We start from the raw sequence: 15,745 nt of genomic DNA, 5'->3' as shown, positions 1-15,745 counted from the left end.
ATTAATTTCCCATGATGCGATTCCATAATGGCATAAGCATTTTACTGCCATCACTAAGTTTTTTCTCCACCTCATCAACCCGTGTTTTAGAATCTCCTTGATAAACATTATAGGCAAACACAAAATTACCATCACCCGTTTGCCAGCCACTACTCTGTCCAAATCGCAAATCGTTGATGATAATGCCATTATCTGCTGCCTCTACGGTATACCACCCCTCTGTTATTTCTACGAGCTTTTTAACTTTTTCATTCTCTCTGTAATTCTCCAACAGATAGTGGCTCTTGGGAAAAAAGTTATATTTTATTTTTTGCCCTATATCAAGAAAGGAGTAATAACCAATGTAGTACCCCTCCCTGGTTTCTGCATTTACAGTCCATAAAACAATATTTAAGGGAGCAGGCCTACTATCATAGCGCTCGACCACCATACCCTGAGCATCAAAAGAATTTTCAAAAACCTGATTGGCCTGATGTTTAGCAACCAAAGTGAGCATCAGATATACTGAGCTGAGAATTAGCCCGGCATTGTTAAGTCGCTTTCTTTTTGAACTGCCTCTGGGTAAAAATATCAACCAGGCCAGACATACCAGTAAGGGCAGTGAGTAAAGAGGATCTATGACAAAAACACTCTTAAATGCAACTCTATCACCTACAGGCCAGAACAGTTGAGTACCCCATGTTGTAAAACAATCTAGTAAGGCATGGGTAAACAGCCCGAGAAACACCAGCAATGTCCAGTCTTTCCATGTAGCACTGGCCTGACTGTACAAACGACTTATTCCATACCCAAGAACAGGAGAAACAACAATAGCAAACAACAGGGAGTGTGAAATACCTCTATGAAAATCCAATGCTTCCACGGTATCAAGAAAATAGCGACCTATCACATCCAGATCTGGAATAGTACCACAAATAGCTCCCCACATTATCGCTTTATTTCCTACCTTTTTTCCTGCCACAGCTTCTCCTACTGCAGCACCTAGTAAAACTTGAGTAACGGAATCCAAATCATTTTAATTGTTAGCAACTAAGATACCTGATAAATATCTAATTATAAAAAAATCAATTCGGGCACCTACATTGATATTAGGAAGTAATCACATTAGTCAGTTCCATCTTTTTATTACGAAGATCAAGTCCTCTTTTAACAAAGTACTTAAGAGCGGTTTCACTACCTGTTGGCAGGTCACTTTCCACAAGCTCAACTATTGTTTCTCCAGCCTCTTCATAAATACTAACTGTAGCAGGGCAGTCAAGAAAAAAAGTGAAGCTAAATACATTTCCCTATTGGCTTTCAACACCCTACCTTTTTCAACCACACTGCCCGAATACCCATGCCAATACCACTCATAAGCATCTCCTTCGACCTCAGAAGAACCTGCACAGTAGAGGATAACCAAAACGCTTTTCACCCTTCCTTCTATCAACAGTTCGATACCTTTATTTAGAAAAACAAACATCTGATTATCAAGCCAATGGTGTTCTTCATTAATAATACATTTTAAATCGCCACTGAGCACCGCCAATAACCCCTGTCCGATTATAATCTTTGGATAGCAAAAGTCTGAAGTAAATTCCTGTACTTAAAACTGATGATCAGAGAAATGCGAAACATCTTCTCTACATTCTTTCTGTTCTATTTTGGACAATTGCCTAAGGATCATCTACAGCATATTTCCGATGAGAAAAATAGTTAATTAACTCAGGAAAGTTGTTAAACTGCTAAGAAAACAGCAAGAGGAGCGTCTCACCCGTACTGTTTGGCATTAAAGTAATTTACTCGTTGTTCCTGATGAGATTTTATGGCTTCATAAAGCAAATACGGCACAATCACAAAACAAGCAAGTGCTTCAAATGCTCTAACACTATTCAGGCTTCCTGCCCAAAAAATAACCACAAAAATAGATGCTGGGGTTCCTACTGCAAATATTACCGTACGCAAGATGATCAAATATTTTGCCGGCCTGGCATTTATATTGTTTACAGGATATGCATGGGTTTTATTGCAATAGTCACAATTCAATTCAACTTTTACTCCAAGCTTCCTTGCCAGAGCAAACCTATCAACAGCTCTTTCTTTGAAATAAATGAATTTCCCACAAGAAGAACATCTCGTTTGTAAATTCATAAGAGGGATAGTTTAAGTCACGAAATGTCTTAAGCCTTAACCTGTATGGCTCAAACAGATTTTTTAAAGAAAGAGTCAACAAACTCCATCTTGTTAAACACCTGTAGGTCATCCACTTTTTCTCCTACACCTATATATTTTACAGGTATTTTAAATTCGTCAGATATACCAATTACAACGCCACCTTTCGCAGTTCCATCCAGTTTGGTAATGGCTAGGGAAGTCACATCAGTAGCCTTGGTAAACTCTCTCGCCTGGATCGCTGCATTTTGCCCGGTACTACCATCTAAGACCAAAAGAACTTCATGCGGCGCATCAGGTATAAATTTCTGCATTACCCTTTTGATCTTGGAAAGCTCATTCATGAGGTTAACTTTGGTATGCAGCCTACCCGCAGTATCAATAATAACAACGTCAGCATTATCTTCCACGCCTTGTTTTACGGCATCAAATGCCACTGCCGATGGATCGGTGTTCATGCCTCTGGCGACAACCGGTACACCAACTCGCTCTCCCCATAATTTTATCTGATCAACGGCCGCTGCCCTAAAGGTATCGGCTGCTCCTAACACCACTTTAAGCCCTTTTCTTTTATACTGAGCCGAAAGCTTACCAATGGTGGTGGTTTTACCTACCCCATTGACTCCTACTACCATAATAACGTAAGGTTTTTTCCCTTCGGGCAATGAAAAATCACTAAGATCTTTGGTATTATTTTCAGCTAAAAGGCCGGCTATTTCTTCACGGAGGATTTTATCAAGCTCATCTACCCCAAGGTACTTATCACGAGCCACCCTGTCTTCAATTCTTTGAATGATCTTAATCGTGGTATTTACTCCCACATCAGAAGTTATAAGTACTTCTTCCAGCTCATCAAGTACTTCTTCATCTACCTTGGATTTCCCTACAACGGCCTTACCAAGCTTGGTGAAAAAGTTTTCTTTAGTTTTTTCTAGTCCCTTGTCAAGAGACTCTTTCTTTTCTTTTGAAAATAACCCACTAAAGATTGACATATTCTTATTGATTCTAATGATTAAGGAGAGTATGAGCCACCTTCGCAATACTCCATTTGAAGATAACGAAAAAGTCCCTCCTGAAGGTCATCAGAAAGGGACTTTTTCTATCATTTAATATTTTAACGAGGTTCTTAGCTTTTAGCTAAAGAATCTTTTACCTGATCAACAGGAACCATCTCTTCCTTGAAAGTGTAAGCACCGGTCTTTTCAGACTTCACCGCTCTGATCACTTTAGCGAAGTTTTTACCTTCTTTTTTCTGGAGGGTTGCAACTACCTTCTTAGCCATAATTATTTAATTTCTTTGTGAACAGTATATTTCTTAAGAATAGGGTTATACTTTTTCAACTCCAATCTCTCGGTAGTATTTTTTCTATTCTTAGTAGTGATGTATCTTGAAGTACCAGGCATTCCGCTAGTCTTATGCTCAGTGCACTCCATTATCACTTGTACTCTATTACCTTTCTTAGCCATGATAAAATATTATTAAATGCTTTATTACTAAACTAATGTATTACCGTTTGCCCTGGCTTTCTTCAAAACGGCAGTGATACCATTCTTGTTAATGGTCCTTAAAGCTGAAGTAGAAACTTTCAAAGTTATCCACTTGTCCTCCTCAGGAAGGTAGAATCTCTTCTTGTGAAGATTTGGATTAAACCTTCTTTTAGTTTTATTGTTTGCGTGAGAAACATTGTTTCCTACTTGAGGCCTCTTTCCGGTGATCTGGCAAACTTTTGACATCTTTATAAAAAATTAAATTTTGTACCTTTTTCAATTGGGTCTGCAAATATCGGAAAAAGATTATTAATATTCAAAGTGGTATTGAATATTTTAATCTGCATACGCCTTATATTCAAGTTCCAAACCGAAACTTAAACTTTGAAAGACAAGGCAATATGCCATTGTCAGGCTGACAAATATACGCTTATTTTACTACTTTTGTAATTCAGGATGATTTCTCTCCTTTAAAATGAGGAAAGGATGACTACTCTCCGTGACGAGTGGTGCATTTTTTAATTATTAAATATTACTGTTATGGCAACACTCACAAAATCAAAATTGACCTCTCAGGAAACAATGCAGCTTGAGGATAAGCACGGAGCACACAATTATCATCCTCTTCCAGTAGTATTAGCTAAGGGAGAAGGCGTATTTGTCTGGGATATCGAAGGCAAGAAGTATTATGACTTTCTTTCTGCTTACAGCGCAGTAAACCAAGGGCACTGTCACCCTAAAATAATCAACACTTTAAAAGAGCAAGCCGAAATACTAACACTAACCTCAAGAGCATTTTTCAACAATGTACTCGGGGTTTATGAGAAGTTCGTTACAGAATACTTTGGGTTTGACAAAGTACTACCCATGAACACAGGAGCAGAGGGCGTTGAAACAGCTATAAAGATAAGCAGGAAATATGCCTATGAAAAAAGAGGCATCCCTGAAAATGAAGCAAAGATCATTGTTTGTGAAAACAACTTCCATGGCAGAACAACTACTGTTATCTCCTTCTCAAATGATGAGGATGCAAGAAAGAGCTTTGGGCCCTATACTCCTGGCTTCGTTAGCGTACCTTATAATGACCTTGAGGCACTTGAGGCACAGCTAAAAGAAGAAAATATCGCTGGTTTCCTGGTTGAACCTATTCAAGGTGAGGCGGGTGTATTTGTACCTGACGAAGGTTATCTATCAAAAGCAGCTGCTTTATGTAAAAAATATGGAGTCTTGTTTATTGCAGATGAAATCCAGACTGGTATTGCAAGAACCGGAAAGCTTTTGGCCTGCGACCACGAAAATGTTAAGCCAGATATGCTAATCCTTGGCAAAGCAATTTCAGGAGGGGTATATCCCGTATCTGCCGTTCTGACTAACAACGAAATCATGGGTGTAATCAAACCAGGACAGCATGGTAGCACCTTTGGCGGAAACCCACTTGGCTCTAAAGTAGCCATCGCAGCACTAGAAGTTGTTAAGGAAGAAAACCTGGCAGAAAACGCCGAAAGGCTAGGAGTAATTTTCAGAGATAGAATGAACAAATTCATTGAATCCTCTGATTTGGTAAAACTGGTTCGAGGAAAAGGACTCCTCAATGCTGTTGTTATCAACGATACTCCGGACAGCTCTACTGCGTGGGACATTTGCGTAGCACTTAAAGATAACGGGCTTCTGGCCAAACCGACTCATGGTAACATCATCAGGTTTGCACCTCCTTTGGTAATGACCGAAGAGCAACTGCATGAGTGTTGTGATATCATAGAAAAAACAATTACAAATTTTAAGAAGTAATCTCACACACTATAAGATATAGTTGATATCTATAACCCGATGATTCAATGGTCATCGGGTTATTTTTTATAACTCCGCACTAATTATTATACATTGAAAATCAAAGTTACCCATGCCGCATAGTGCATAAAGGCGAGGTTTACTATATTTGCCAAATGATGATCAGACCAAGAAGAAATCGCAAGTCTGCCGTGATCAGAGCCATGGTAGAAGAGACAAAGGTTACTACTGATGACCTCATATTTCCATTGTTTTTACTGGAAGACCCAAAGGCAAAAATAGAAGTAAACTCCATGCCCGGCATATGCCGACTTGGTATTGATCATATACTTAAAGAGATTGAAGAGTGCCTTAAGGTTGGTATCGCAGCTTTTGACATCTTTCCCGTTGTGAATGAATCTCACAAAGATAAAATGGCCACCAAAAGCCATGACCCCAACTTTTTCTATATCACCGCACTCAAAGAGGTAAAAAAAAGGTTTCCTGAGGCATGTGTCATGACTGATGTTGCCATGGACCCTTACAGCTCTGACGGGCATGATGGTATTGTAGATGAAAATGGAAAGATCCTGAATGACGAGACGCTGGATGTATTAGGAAAAATGGCACTTACGCAGGCTGAAGCTGGAATTGATATTATCGGCCCATCTGATATGATGGATGGACGTGTAGGATATATTCGCGAAATACTGGATGGCAATGGCTTCACCGAAACTTCCATTATGTCATATAGCGCTAAATATGCCAGTGCTTTCTATGGTCCATTCAGAGATGCCTTGGATTCGGCCCCTAAAAGTGGAGACAAAAAGACTTACCAGATGAACCCGGCGAACCAGCGTGAGGCCCTCATTGAGGCCGATCTTGATGTAGGAGAAGGTGCCGATTTCCTAATGGTAAAACCTGCTTTGGCATACCTGGATGTAATAAAACTTTTAAAAGACAATTACGAGCTTCCTATCGCGGCTTACAATGTTAGCGGTGAATATGCCATGATAGCTGCTGCTGCAGAAAAGGGATGGCTTGACAAAACTTCTGCAATGAACGAAAGCTTGTTAAGTATCAAAAGGGCAGGTGCGGACATTATTCTTACGTACTTCGCAAAGGAATTTGCTAAAAACAAACGATAAGTATTTATAGCTCCCTGATTTCAAAATCTTTACCTCTCCCAAATTTCACAAGGTCATGGAGTTCATACCGCTCCAGGGTATGTAGGTCTTTGAGTAGAAAATTCTCAGAATTTAACTTCTGCAGGGTTTCAAATTCATAGGTTTCGTCAAAATTTCTCAGACGATACCTCCACCCTACTCTCATAGCATTAATTGATAGTCCTTGCATAGTGTGAAAGTAATAAAGAGTCAGTAATACTCAACACCTGTTTCTAATAAGTTGTTACATTTCCTCTTCTACGATCTTACCCCACTGGTATGTGTGATTTTTGTCTTTATGCAATATGTTCTTATTAAGATCAATCGGCCCAAAGGTTTCAGCGTCCGCTTCTTCGATAAGAATTCCTTCACCAAATACATGGTTTTTATCTTTTGAATAAAATGTTGTTTCGAGAACTTCAAAGCTTGCGGGATCAGCACCGTTTATAATCTTACTCCCGGCATAGACATGATTTTTATCCTTGCTATAGTAGTCTTTCACCACTTTAAAAGAACGGGAATCTACATCTGGTAATTCAACTCCATCGAATATGACCTTATCATCAAATAAGAGAAAACTCTTCCCTAGAAAGTTGAGGCTGTTACTATCAAAACACTTAAATGATACAAGAGAATCAACTTCTTCAGACTCTCGATACTGCTGAAAATCATATAAATTATTCTTATCTACAATATAGCGCTCATCAACCCTCTGAGCAGTTGCCGGATCTACGGAAGATTCAAGCAGGGAAAAAGACTTTAACAGGTAAACCATGTTCTTGTCCTTGGCAAAGTGATCATTGATCACTTCAAATGTTTGATAGTCAACATCTACCCTTTGGTAATTGTAAAAATAGTTAGCATCATCCTTCGACCAATCGCTATCCACTTTAACATAGGTTTTAGGATTCGCTCGGTCGATAACCATCATGTAACGGTTTTCGGGCAGCAGACCCCTCAAGTCATATGGAGTATAGTCTATTGGAACATATACTCTATTCTTATCAAAGCACAGAAACTCCTTAACTATAAATGTTTCCTTATCGACTTCGCTATCTATTATCTGCGTCTTATAAAATACGTGGTTTTTATCCTTTCCAAAATCCCTATCAATGACTTCGAAAGACTCTACATCAGCAGAATCGACCTTTGAATTCCCCAACTCAAACCAATTCCCCATAGGACTATACCTGACCTCCTTCTTTGACTTCGAATAATAGTAAGAATCGGATTTCTCCTTATCTACCGGCCCTTCAAACGGACTGCATGCCTGACCAATAGAAGAAAATACAAAAAGTAATAAATAAGAGATTGGTGAATGTTTAAGCATAAAAATCTTTTTGCAAACTAAATTGGCTGTTAATGTTATTATAATGGCCGACAAATAAGGGTAAGTATAAATAAAGTACATCCGTTAAAGGTTTTCCTCCCGTTCTAGCATTAGTATGGAAGACTGTGGCACAATAAAATACCTTTCATCTTCATACATAATCTCTATCGCCCCTTTTTGTAGAAATATAGCCAAATCCCCCTCTTCAGCCTGTAGTGGAATATACCTCACCTGACTATCTTTCCCTTTCCAAAGATCATCTTCATCCGTTGTAGGTATTGGATATCCAGGTCCCGCCTTAACCACATACCCGCTCTGTATCTTTTCCTTCTCCTGAATACTTGGCGGCAGAAATAACCCACTACTCGTTTTTTCTGTCTGCTTTTTGGGTTTGATCAACACCCTATCGCCTACAATAATGAGCTTCTTCCACTTATTATCTGCTGTCAGTTTTTGCATTCTAAGTCTCTTTAAAATTATAGGTGGCGGAAGTAAATAAAAACACTGTATTCAGCCAAGCGCACCTCCAGCTTTACTCAATGAGCTGAGATTTATACACCAAACTATACAACACTTGGTCTTTTGAGCAGAATCGCCTTAATGAAAGGCTATTTTCATTCCCTAATATAAACGCTACTTCATATAACCAGCCTATTCCGATTCGCTTGCCCTGTCAATAAGCTTTTGATCTAATATTTTGCTGGTTTTCGCCCCAAGTTCCTTAATTTTCTTAGCTCTATTCACAAGATTACCCCGACCATCATAAAGCTTCTTCATCGCTTCTCTATACACCTTCTGAGTTGAGTCAAGACTATTTCCAACCTTTACAAGGTCTTCGGTAAAGGCCACAAATTTATCGTATAGATCTCCCCCTTGTCTCGCTATCTCCAGTGCATTCTGACTTTGGTACTCGTTTTTCCATATATTAGCAATAGTTCGCAGTGTTGCCATTAAAGTGGAAGGGCTTACAATTACAATATTCTTATCGTAAGCATCATTAAAAAGCTGAACATCTGACTGAACAGCAGTACTAAATGCCGGTTCAATAGGCACAAACATCAATATAAAGTCCAGCCCTTTAACTCCATGCAACTGCTCGTACTGCTTCAGGTTAAGTCCCTTCAAATGATTTCTGATGGATAATATATGGGCCTTTAAATTTATTTCCTTTTCAGCTTCGTCTCCGGCAACATATTTCTCATAGGCAATGAGCGAAACTTTAGAATCAATGATAATGTTTTTGTCCTCAGGCAGACGGATAATCACATCAGGTTGAAACCTCCTTCCATCTTCATTGGTAAAAGATTCTTGTACGAGATACTCACGCCCTTTCTCCAGCCCTGATTTTTCAAGAACGCTTTCCAAGATAAATTCTCCCCAGTTACCTTGAGCTTTAGTGTCACCTTTCAAGGCTCTGGTTAGGTTTTCAGCTTCCTTGCTCATTTGCTGGTTAAGCTCACGCAACCCCTTTAGCTGTTCTCTAAGTGCGGTGCTTTGCTCCAGACTCTCTTTACTATTCATCTCCACTTTTTTCTCAAACTCCGTTATTTTTTCCCTAAGAGGGTTAAGTAGTTCACCAAGGTTAATCTTATTTTGATCTGTAAACTTTCTGCTCTTTTCCTCGAAAATTTCGTTGGCAAGATTTTTAAATTCCAAGGAAAATTTCTCCTGAAGCTTTTCTAACTCTCGCTTCTGGTCCCGAAGCTTCTCCTCTAAGTTTCGATAGTCCGCCTCCGTAGATGAAAGCTTGTTGTTCAAACCAAGCACATTTGCTCTCTCTTCCTGAAGTTCTTTCTTCAGTACATCAGCATCTCGCTGAAGATTTGCTACCCTTTCTTTCTCTACCTGCAGGCCAGCTTCTGAGTCCTTTGCCTCGCTGGCAAATTTAAATTTCGCAATCATCCAGGATCCGACACCTCCTAAAATAACACCGCTTATTAACCAAATTATCTCCATATAGGGCCAAAGATAATCAATTCATAAAAGCATGAAATATATAATCCACACATAATTACCGGTAGTTTTCTCACAACAGAAAAGCCCACCGATTCTTCTTCCGGTAGGCTTTTCATGAAAAAATTAACTTATTTACTAAAACTTAGCACGCTCGAGATTACCCGCTTCGTCAAAAAGTTTAATCGCTTGCTCCAGAACCTCATTGGTTTGGTTGTAAATCGGATAAAACCCCTCATTATTCCATATTTGTCGTGCTATCTGCGCTTTTATATGAAGCTCAAATAGGTCTTTTGAGTTCTCCATATCCTCATAATTTGGTTTTACGCCATTGACTTTTCCTGATTCAACCAAATCCATCAGCATCTGATTGGTTACTTTGAAATCGGCATAAAACTCCTCATAGTTCATAGCATTTAACCTGATCTTATTTTGGGCCACAAAGTTAAAAGTATACTCTTGCACAGAATTGCTGGTAAATAACTTGTTTAAATAAGTTGAGGTAAGACTAGTATCTAATGGCACAAAATAATCTGGCATAATACCTCCGCCTCCATATACAGTCCTGCCATGAGCTGTTTGATATTTTAATGAATCCGTAAACTTGATACTATCCGCACTAAAGAACTCTCCATGCTCATAACGGTCTACAATATCATGTGCATATTCATCTTTATCTTCATAAGGCTTCTGGATTGACCTTCCACTTGGCGTATAATAGCGTGAAATAGTCAGGCGCAACTCCGAGCCATCGCTAAGATTCATAGGAGCCTGTACTAACCCTTTTCCAAATGTTCTTCTCCCAACCACTAGTGCACGATCGTTATCTTGCAATGCTCCGGTTACAATCTCGGAGGCTGATGCGCTGCCTTCATTAACGAGTACTATGAGCTCCCCTTCTTCAAACTCTCCCTTTCGGCTTGCGTTAGCCTTACTGTTAAACCTTTCCTGCTTCCCCAAGGTATAAACTATGAGCTTATTGTTAGGCAAAAACTCATCCACCATATTAATAGCATGATTCATATATCCCCCTGGGTTTCCTTGCAAATCAAGCACTAGTTTTTTCATACCCAGTTTTTTTAGTTTTCTCAGAGATGCCAAGAACTCTTCATAGGTTGTTGCTGAAAAACGGCTTACTTTAATATATCCAATTTCACTGTCAATCATATAGCTGGCATCAACAGAGTACTGGGGTATCTTATCTCTTATTATAGAAAACTCGATGGCTCCCTTCTTGCCTCTTCTTTTAACAGAAATGGTTACTTCCGTTCCTTTAGGTCCTTTTAAATGCTCCTGCACATCTCTATTCGTAAAGCCAACGCCTGCGACATTCTCCCCATCAATTTTAACGATTTTATCACCCGACATAACACCAACGGCCTCACTTGGCCCACCACTTAAAGGAGACACTACCACAATGGTATCTTTGAATATGTTAAACTCAATGCCTATTCCCTCAAAGTTGCCTTGCAGATCCTCATTTGCCCTGATTCTATCCTCCGCTGAAATATAAGTACTATGAGGATCGAGTTTGGTAAGCATATTTTCAATGGCATCTTCTACAAGCTCATCAGTATCCACTTCATCTACATAGTTGCGATCAATCATGGTTAGCACCTCTTTGAACTTCTGCATACTCGAGTTGATGTCGTTCTGAACCGGGGGAGAATCTGAAAAAGTAGCTCCAATAAGAACCCCAGCGGCTATACCTACGCATAAAATAATGGGAAGTCTGATCTGATATTTTGAGTTTTTGTATTGATCCACGGCTTTTAAATTTTTTCTATAAAACTGAAACAAAGAAAAATAAATTTCCTAAAAATAATATATAGCTTATTAACGGGACATAAACAATAATTGTTGACCAACATATTTTAACCTTTTATGACTTATGTCAAGGTTATTTAATAAATTACATTAGGTTTTGTATATTTACATTGCAGTTTTTCATCCCATAAGATAAGCCTTGACCTTGAACAACAAAAAGATCATAGAGATTGTAGACGACAATTACGTGCATGCCTCTGTACTATTTTATTTTGGAATAGAGTTTTATGACTATTCAGAAAAAACACTTGAGCAAGCCTGTAGAGAAAGGGGACTCAATGTAAATTCCGTAGTCCAAAAACTGGAGTCGGTCTACCATTGCCAGGAGGAGAATCTCTCACTAAGGCAATACCCTGTAGAGCTTATTATTGAGTACCTCAAGCACACGCATTACATTTTTATTAAGCAAAAATTACCATACATTGCGCGTATAATAGATAATTTTCATGCTGGGCACCCAAACTATGATTTTATTGAAAAAGACCTGAAGTTCGTCTTCCCTTTATTTGTTGAAGACTTCATTCACCACATTTATCAGGAAGAAGATACACTTTTTTCTTATATCTCAGCTCTTTACAAATTCACTAAAAACAACTGCAACATTTCACAGGTTTATTATCTGATGGAAAAGCATTCGCTGCAGCGATATGCTGTAGAGCATAGTGAACATGATGATGAAATGAAAGGCATTCGTAAAATCACCAATAATTATGCTTACGATAAGCAAACACCTTTGCATGTAAAGATCATTTATGAGGAACTCAAAGACCTCGAAAAAAACCTGATCACTCATGCAAAAATAGAAAATGACATCCTATTTCCTAAAGCATTGATCCTGGAGAAAGAAGTAAAAGCACGTTTTAAAGAAAGCATCCGGTTTAACTAGTGGGTAGAATTATAGGCATCGACTACGGGCTGAAAAGAACAGGAATTGCTTCAACAGACCCTATGAAGATCATTGCTTCCCCCCTTACAACAGTATCAACTAGCGAAATCTTCATTTTTTTGAAAGACTACTGCTCCAAGGAACCAGTAGAACGGTTTGTTATAGGCATGCCTAAAAACCTTCAAAATGAAGACACTCATGCTACAGTAGCTGTCACCAAATTCATAGACAAGTTAAAAAAACTCTTCCCCGATATCGATATCAGCGAAGTAGATGAACGATTTACTAGCAAAATTGCGTTTTCAGCTATGATAGAGGGGGGCATGAAGAAAAAAGACAGAAGAAACAAAGCCAACATCGATAAGGTAAGCGCTACAGTGATTTTACAATCCTACCTGGACAGCAATCCCTCTTTTTGAAAAAATATATTAATTTTGAATAAATTATAAGGAAACTTAAATAGTAGATGATATATCCTATAGTAGTATACGGAGACCCTGTGCTGAAGAAAAAGGCAAGGGACATAGAAAAGGATGAGTTGGATGTCAAGCAACTCAGTGAAGATATGTTTGAAACCATGGAAGGCGCCAGTGGCATTGGCTTAGCTGCACCTCAAATTGGAAAAAGCTTAAGGATGTTCGTTGTCGATGGACGCCCAATAGAAGATGAGGATATGGAAGATTTTAAAAAGGTTTTCATTAACCCTCAAATACTGGAAGAAACCGGAGATGAATGGGCATTCGAAGAGGGCTGCTTGAGTATTCCAAACATCAGAGAGGACGTGTTTAGAAATGAATGCCTTACTATACGCTACTTTGATGAAAACTGGGTAGAACATAAAGAAACGTATGATGGCATGAAAGCCAGGATTATTCAGCATGAATATGATCATATAGAAGGTATATTATTTACGGATCACCTTTCTCCCCTGAAAAAGCGAATGCTTAAAGGGAAACTCCAAAACATAACTAAAGGAAAGATGAAAGTGGATTACAGGGTAGTACTTCCTGCAAAAAAATAATATGCCAAAACTAAAGTCAAAACTTCCGGATGTAGGCACATCAATTTTCACTGTAATGTCGAAAATGGCACAGGAACATAGTGCCATTAATCTCTCTCAAGGCTTCCCTGACTTTGAAGTCTCAAAAGAGCTAATCGGTCTGGTAAATAAATACATGTCCAATGGGTTCAATCAATATGCACCCATGCCTGGGGTTCCCGCACTTCGAGAGCAAATAGGAGTTATGCTAAAATCTCGTTTTAATTACTATGCTGACCCTGACACTGAAATTACTATTACCTCTGGAGCTACTGAGGCTCTTTTTAATACGATAACAGCACTAATTTCCCCAGATGATGAGGTTATCCTATTTGACCCGGCATATGACAGTTATGCCCCAGTCATACGGTTAAGTGGTGGTATTCCAATGCACCTTACTCTCAAGCAGCCGGACTTCTCTATTAACTGGGATGAGGTAGAGCAAAAGGTCACTTCCCAAACAAGGATGATCATCATCAATACACCTCATAACCCAACCGGGTCTATATTAACTGGTGAGGACATGAGACGGCTGGATAAAATAGCTATGCAACATCCTAATCTGCTTATTCTGAGTGATGAGGTTTATGAGCATATCATATTTGATAATTTTACTCATGCCAGCGTACTTAGATATCCTGCACTTGCAGATCAAAGTATTGCGGTATTCTCTTTTGGAAAAACTTTCCATGCCACAGGATGGAAAGTAGGTTACGTAGTGGCTCCTGCAGATATAATGGCTGAGATTAGAAAGGTTCACCAGTTTGTGACCTTTAGTGTAAATACAGCCGTGCAACTGGCTATTGCCGAATACCTCAAAACCGAAAGTAACTACACCCAATTGCCTGCCTTCTATCAGCAAAAAAGGGACCTGTTTCTGGGTCAAATTAAAGACTCTGGTTTTATTCCGATACCATGTCATGGTACTTACTTCCAATCACTCTCATATCAAGAGATTTCTAACCGACCGGACATGGAAATGGCCGAATATCTTACAAAAACGCACAGCATTGCCTCTATACCTATTTCAGCTTTTTATAAAAATCGTAGGGATGATAAGATATTAAGATTCTGCTTTGCAAAAAATGAAGAAACCATAGAAAAAGCTGCTAAGATATTATGCAGAATTTAAAGGTAACATTAATTCAATCGCCACTTTACTGGCAGAATTCAGACGCGAACCTTGCGATGTTTGAAGAAAAGATTTGGCAGATCGATGAATCTACCGATTTGATTATACTGCCAGAAATGTTCAGCACCGGTTTCTCCATGCAGGCAGAAGAACTTGCCGAACCCATGAACTACAAGGTATTTAAGTGGATGAAGCAAATGGCTGAACAAACCAAAGCTGTAATTTGCGGTAGCTTCATTGCTAAAGAAGGTGGTAAATACTATAATAGGCTAGTCTGGATGAAACCAGATGGACAATACAGCTCTTATGACAAAAGACACCTGTTTAGAATGGCCAATGAGCATGAACACTACTCTCCAGGAAAAGAGCGATTGATAGAAACTTTGAAAGGGTGGCGCATCTGTCCTTTGATTTGCTACGATCTACGTTTCCCTGTATGGAGCAGAAATTTTCCGGAAGGTGAAAGTAACCAAATGAGTTATGACCTTGCAATCTATATTGCAAACTGGCCTGCTGCCAGAGTCAATGCCTGGGACATTCTTTTAAAAGCCAGGTCCATAGAAAACCTCAGCTACACAATTGGTATTAACCGAATTGGTAAAGATGGTAATCAGGTAGGGTACAACGGTCACTCAGCCATTATTACGCCCAAAGGTGACGCACTTTATGCAGCAGATGACAGAGAGGAGATACATACAGTTACTCTGAACCCCGCTGACGTCACTGGCCTTAGAGAAAAATTTCCTGCTTATATGGATGCCGACCACTTTACCATCAATCACTGAAAAATTCCTGAACTTTTTCCTGCAACGACAGGCCCTGACCAAGTTGTTTATCTTTGAAACGCATCATTATTTTATTCAAGGTCTCATGACTTCCTTGATAATCAATAACAGCCGAAGTTTTTTTAATAACTTGATTTAAAACCTTTAAAGCCCCTCCCAGCTCTGGTCCTTCCTCTGCTTCAATCTGTATAAATACCTTTTCAGCTATATCCATAGCTTTA

At 39.1% G+C, this 15,745-nt stretch carries 20 protein-coding genes; 7 read left to right on the top strand and 13 right to left on the bottom strand.

Going from position 1 to position 15,745, the window contains the following annotated elements:
- Window position 1: 1 nt before the first annotated feature.
- The 7 genes from JMN32_RS01455 to rpmB all read right to left on the bottom strand — a co-directional run bounded on the left by JMN32_RS01455 (window position 2) and on the right by rpmB (window position 3,885).
- The gene (locus tag JMN32_RS01455) at window positions 2-1,009 is read right to left on the bottom strand and encodes a metal-dependent hydrolase (RefSeq protein ID WP_202854501.1); all 1,008 of its coding nucleotides are present in this window, start codon (window positions 1,007-1,009) and stop codon (window positions 2-4) included.
- 198 nt (window positions 1,010-1,207) lie between these two features.
- Window positions 1,208-1,462 carry a hypothetical protein gene (locus JMN32_RS01450; RefSeq protein WP_202854500.1) on the bottom strand — a complete coding sequence of 85 codons (255 nt, stop codon included), beginning with the start codon at window positions 1,460-1,462 and terminating at the stop codon, window positions 1,208-1,210.
- Between the two features lie 287 nt (window positions 1,463-1,749).
- The gene (locus JMN32_RS01445) at window positions 1,750-2,130 is read right to left on the bottom strand and encodes a hypothetical protein (protein ID WP_202854499.1); all 381 of its coding nucleotides are present in this window, start codon (window positions 2,128-2,130) and stop codon (window positions 1,750-1,752) included.
- A 50-nt stretch (window positions 2,131-2,180) separates the two neighbouring features.
- Window positions 2,181-3,143 (bottom strand): signal recognition particle-docking protein FtsY, encoded by a 963-nt coding sequence (gene ftsY, locus JMN32_RS01440; protein WP_202854498.1) that lies wholly within the window; start codon window positions 3,141-3,143, stop codon window positions 2,181-2,183.
- Between the two features lie 134 nt (window positions 3,144-3,277).
- Window positions 3,278-3,433 (bottom strand): DUF4295 domain-containing protein, encoded by a 156-nt coding sequence (locus JMN32_RS01435; RefSeq protein ID WP_202854497.1) that lies wholly within the window; start codon window positions 3,431-3,433, stop codon window positions 3,278-3,280.
- A 2-nt stretch (window positions 3,434-3,435) separates the two neighbouring features.
- The gene (rpmG, locus tag JMN32_RS01430; RefSeq protein WP_202854496.1) at window positions 3,436-3,618 is read right to left on the bottom strand and encodes a 50S ribosomal protein L33; all 183 of its coding nucleotides are present in this window, start codon (window positions 3,616-3,618) and stop codon (window positions 3,436-3,438) included.
- A 27-nt stretch (window positions 3,619-3,645) separates the two neighbouring features.
- The gene (gene rpmB, locus JMN32_RS01425) at window positions 3,646-3,885 is read right to left on the bottom strand and encodes a 50S ribosomal protein L28 (protein WP_202854495.1); all 240 of its coding nucleotides are present in this window, start codon (window positions 3,883-3,885) and stop codon (window positions 3,646-3,648) included.
- 294 nt (window positions 3,886-4,179) lie between these two features.
- On the opposite strand from rpmB, the gene rocD reads away from it, so the two are divergent.
- Both rocD and hemB read left to right on the top strand, forming a co-directional pair.
- Window positions 4,180-5,427, top strand: coding sequence for an ornithine--oxo-acid transaminase (gene rocD / locus JMN32_RS01420; protein ID WP_202854494.1), 1,248 nt, complete (start codon window positions 4,180-4,182; stop codon window positions 5,425-5,427).
- A gap of 155 nt (window positions 5,428-5,582) precedes the next feature.
- The gene (gene hemB, locus JMN32_RS01415; RefSeq protein WP_202854493.1) at window positions 5,583-6,554 is read left to right on the top strand and encodes a porphobilinogen synthase; all 972 of its coding nucleotides are present in this window, start codon (window positions 5,583-5,585) and stop codon (window positions 6,552-6,554) included.
- Window positions 6,555-6,558: 4 nt separating this feature from the next.
- Here hemB and JMN32_RS01410 read toward each other — a convergent pair whose 3' ends face one another.
- The 5 genes from JMN32_RS01410 to JMN32_RS01390 all read right to left on the bottom strand — a co-directional run bounded on the left by JMN32_RS01410 (window position 6,559) and on the right by JMN32_RS01390 (window position 11,622).
- Window positions 6,559-6,762 carry a hypothetical protein gene (locus JMN32_RS01410; RefSeq protein WP_202854492.1) on the bottom strand — a complete coding sequence of 68 codons (204 nt, stop codon included), beginning with the start codon at window positions 6,760-6,762 and terminating at the stop codon, window positions 6,559-6,561.
- Window positions 6,763-6,816: 54 nt separating this feature from the next.
- Window positions 6,817-7,902: a DKNYY domain-containing protein gene (locus JMN32_RS01405; RefSeq protein WP_202854491.1), complete on the bottom strand. Its 1,086-nt coding sequence runs from the start codon at window positions 7,900-7,902 to the stop codon at window positions 6,817-6,819.
- 84 nt (window positions 7,903-7,986) lie between these two features.
- Window positions 7,987-8,361, bottom strand: coding sequence for a co-chaperone GroES (locus JMN32_RS01400; protein WP_202854490.1), 375 nt, complete (start codon window positions 8,359-8,361; stop codon window positions 7,987-7,989).
- A 192-nt stretch (window positions 8,362-8,553) separates the two neighbouring features.
- Window positions 8,554-9,858 carry a DNA recombination protein RmuC gene (rmuC, locus tag JMN32_RS01395; RefSeq protein ID WP_202854489.1) on the bottom strand — a complete coding sequence of 435 codons (1,305 nt, stop codon included), beginning with the start codon at window positions 9,856-9,858 and terminating at the stop codon, window positions 8,554-8,556.
- A 135-nt stretch (window positions 9,859-9,993) separates the two neighbouring features.
- Window positions 9,994-11,622: a S41 family peptidase gene (locus JMN32_RS01390; protein ID WP_202854488.1), complete on the bottom strand. Its 1,629-nt coding sequence runs from the start codon at window positions 11,620-11,622 to the stop codon at window positions 9,994-9,996.
- A gap of 205 nt (window positions 11,623-11,827) precedes the next feature.
- On the opposite strand from JMN32_RS01390, the gene JMN32_RS01385 reads away from it, so the two are divergent.
- From JMN32_RS01385 to JMN32_RS01365, 5 genes are read left to right on the top strand one after another with little or no spacing between them, the layout of a single operon-like run.
- Window positions 11,828-12,568, top strand: coding sequence for a hemerythrin domain-containing protein (locus JMN32_RS01385; protein WP_202854487.1), 741 nt, complete (start codon window positions 11,828-11,830; stop codon window positions 12,566-12,568).
- Entirely contained in the window at window positions 12,568-12,987 is a 420-nt protein-coding gene (gene ruvX / locus JMN32_RS01380) for a Holliday junction resolvase RuvX (RefSeq protein WP_202854486.1), read from the top strand. The genes JMN32_RS01385 and ruvX overlap by 1 nt, the downstream gene beginning before the upstream one ends.
- A 47-nt stretch (window positions 12,988-13,034) precedes the next feature.
- Complete coding sequence (gene def / locus JMN32_RS01375; protein WP_202854485.1) at window positions 13,035-13,589, top strand: peptide deformylase; 555 nt, start codon at window positions 13,035-13,037, stop codon at window positions 13,587-13,589.
- 1 nt (window position 13,590) lies between these two features.
- A complete protein-coding gene (locus tag JMN32_RS01370) occupies window positions 13,591-14,739 on the top strand; it encodes a methionine aminotransferase (protein ID WP_202854484.1) in 1,149 nt (382 codons plus the stop codon).
- Window positions 14,727-15,524, top strand: coding sequence for an amidohydrolase (locus tag JMN32_RS01365; RefSeq protein ID WP_202854483.1), 798 nt, complete (start codon window positions 14,727-14,729; stop codon window positions 15,522-15,524). Before JMN32_RS01370 ends, JMN32_RS01365 begins: the two co-directional genes overlap by 13 nt.
- On the opposite strand, the gene JMN32_RS01360 is transcribed toward JMN32_RS01365, so the two are convergent.
- Window positions 15,514-15,738 (bottom strand): hypothetical protein, encoded by a 225-nt coding sequence (locus JMN32_RS01360; RefSeq protein WP_202854482.1) that lies wholly within the window; start codon window positions 15,736-15,738, stop codon window positions 15,514-15,516. The genes JMN32_RS01365 and JMN32_RS01360 overlap by 11 nt on opposite strands.
- Between the last annotated feature and the right edge of the window lie 7 nt (window positions 15,739-15,745).

Origin of the sequence: Fulvivirga marina (genome assembly GCF_016775155.1) — a bacterium.
Taxonomy (GTDB): domain Bacteria; phylum Bacteroidota; class Bacteroidia; order Cytophagales; family Cyclobacteriaceae; genus Fulvivirga; species Fulvivirga marina.
This window is presented reverse-complemented; position numbering and strand designations above follow the sequence as displayed.

What these genes read in the sequence shown, in the direction of transcription:
- JMN32_RS01450 (WP_202854500.1), bottom strand. Translation starts at nt 1,462, where the DNA reads ATGTTTGTTTTTCTAAATAAAGGTATCGAACTGTTGATAGAAGGAAGG.
- JMN32_RS01445 (WP_202854499.1), bottom strand. Translation starts at nt 2,130, where the DNA reads ATGAATTTACAAACGAGATGTTCTTCTTGTGGGAAATTCATTTATTTC.
- ftsY (WP_202854498.1), bottom strand. Translation starts at nt 3,143, where the DNA reads ATGTCAATCTTTAGTGGGTTATTTTCAAAAGAAAAGAAAGAGTCTCTT.
- JMN32_RS01435 (WP_202854497.1), bottom strand. Translation starts at nt 3,433, where the DNA reads ATGGCTAAGAAGGTAGTTGCAACCCTCCAGAAAAAAGAAGGTAAAAAC.
- rpmG (WP_202854496.1), bottom strand. Translation starts at nt 3,618, where the DNA reads ATGGCTAAGAAAGGTAATAGAGTACAAGTGATAATGGAGTGCACTGAG.
- rpmB (WP_202854495.1), bottom strand. Translation starts at nt 3,885, where the DNA reads ATGTCAAAAGTTTGCCAGATCACCGGAAAGAGGCCTCAAGTAGGAAAC.
- rocD (WP_202854494.1), top strand. Translation starts at nt 4,180, where the DNA reads ATGGCAACACTCACAAAATCAAAATTGACCTCTCAGGAAACAATGCAG.
- hemB (WP_202854493.1), top strand. Translation starts at nt 5,583, where the DNA reads ATGATGATCAGACCAAGAAGAAATCGCAAGTCTGCCGTGATCAGAGCC.
- JMN32_RS01410 (WP_202854492.1), bottom strand. Translation starts at nt 6,762, where the DNA reads ATGCAAGGACTATCAATTAATGCTATGAGAGTAGGGTGGAGGTATCGT.
- JMN32_RS01405 (WP_202854491.1), bottom strand. Translation starts at nt 7,902, where the DNA reads ATGCTTAAACATTCACCAATCTCTTATTTATTACTTTTTGTATTTTCT.
- JMN32_RS01400 (WP_202854490.1), bottom strand. Translation starts at nt 8,361, where the DNA reads ATGCAAAAACTGACAGCAGATAATAAGTGGAAGAAGCTCATTATTGTA.
- rmuC (WP_202854489.1), bottom strand. Translation starts at nt 9,858, where the DNA reads ATGGAGATAATTTGGTTAATAAGCGGTGTTATTTTAGGAGGTGTCGGA.
- def (WP_202854485.1), top strand. Translation starts at nt 13,035, where the DNA reads ATGATATATCCTATAGTAGTATACGGAGACCCTGTGCTGAAGAAAAAG.
- JMN32_RS01370 (WP_202854484.1), top strand. Translation starts at nt 13,591, where the DNA reads ATGCCAAAACTAAAGTCAAAACTTCCGGATGTAGGCACATCAATTTTC.
- JMN32_RS01365 (WP_202854483.1), top strand. Translation starts at nt 14,727, where the DNA reads ATGCAGAATTTAAAGGTAACATTAATTCAATCGCCACTTTACTGGCAG.
- JMN32_RS01360 (WP_202854482.1), bottom strand. Translation starts at nt 15,738, where the DNA reads ATGGATATAGCTGAAAAGGTATTTATACAGATTGAAGCAGAGGAAGGA.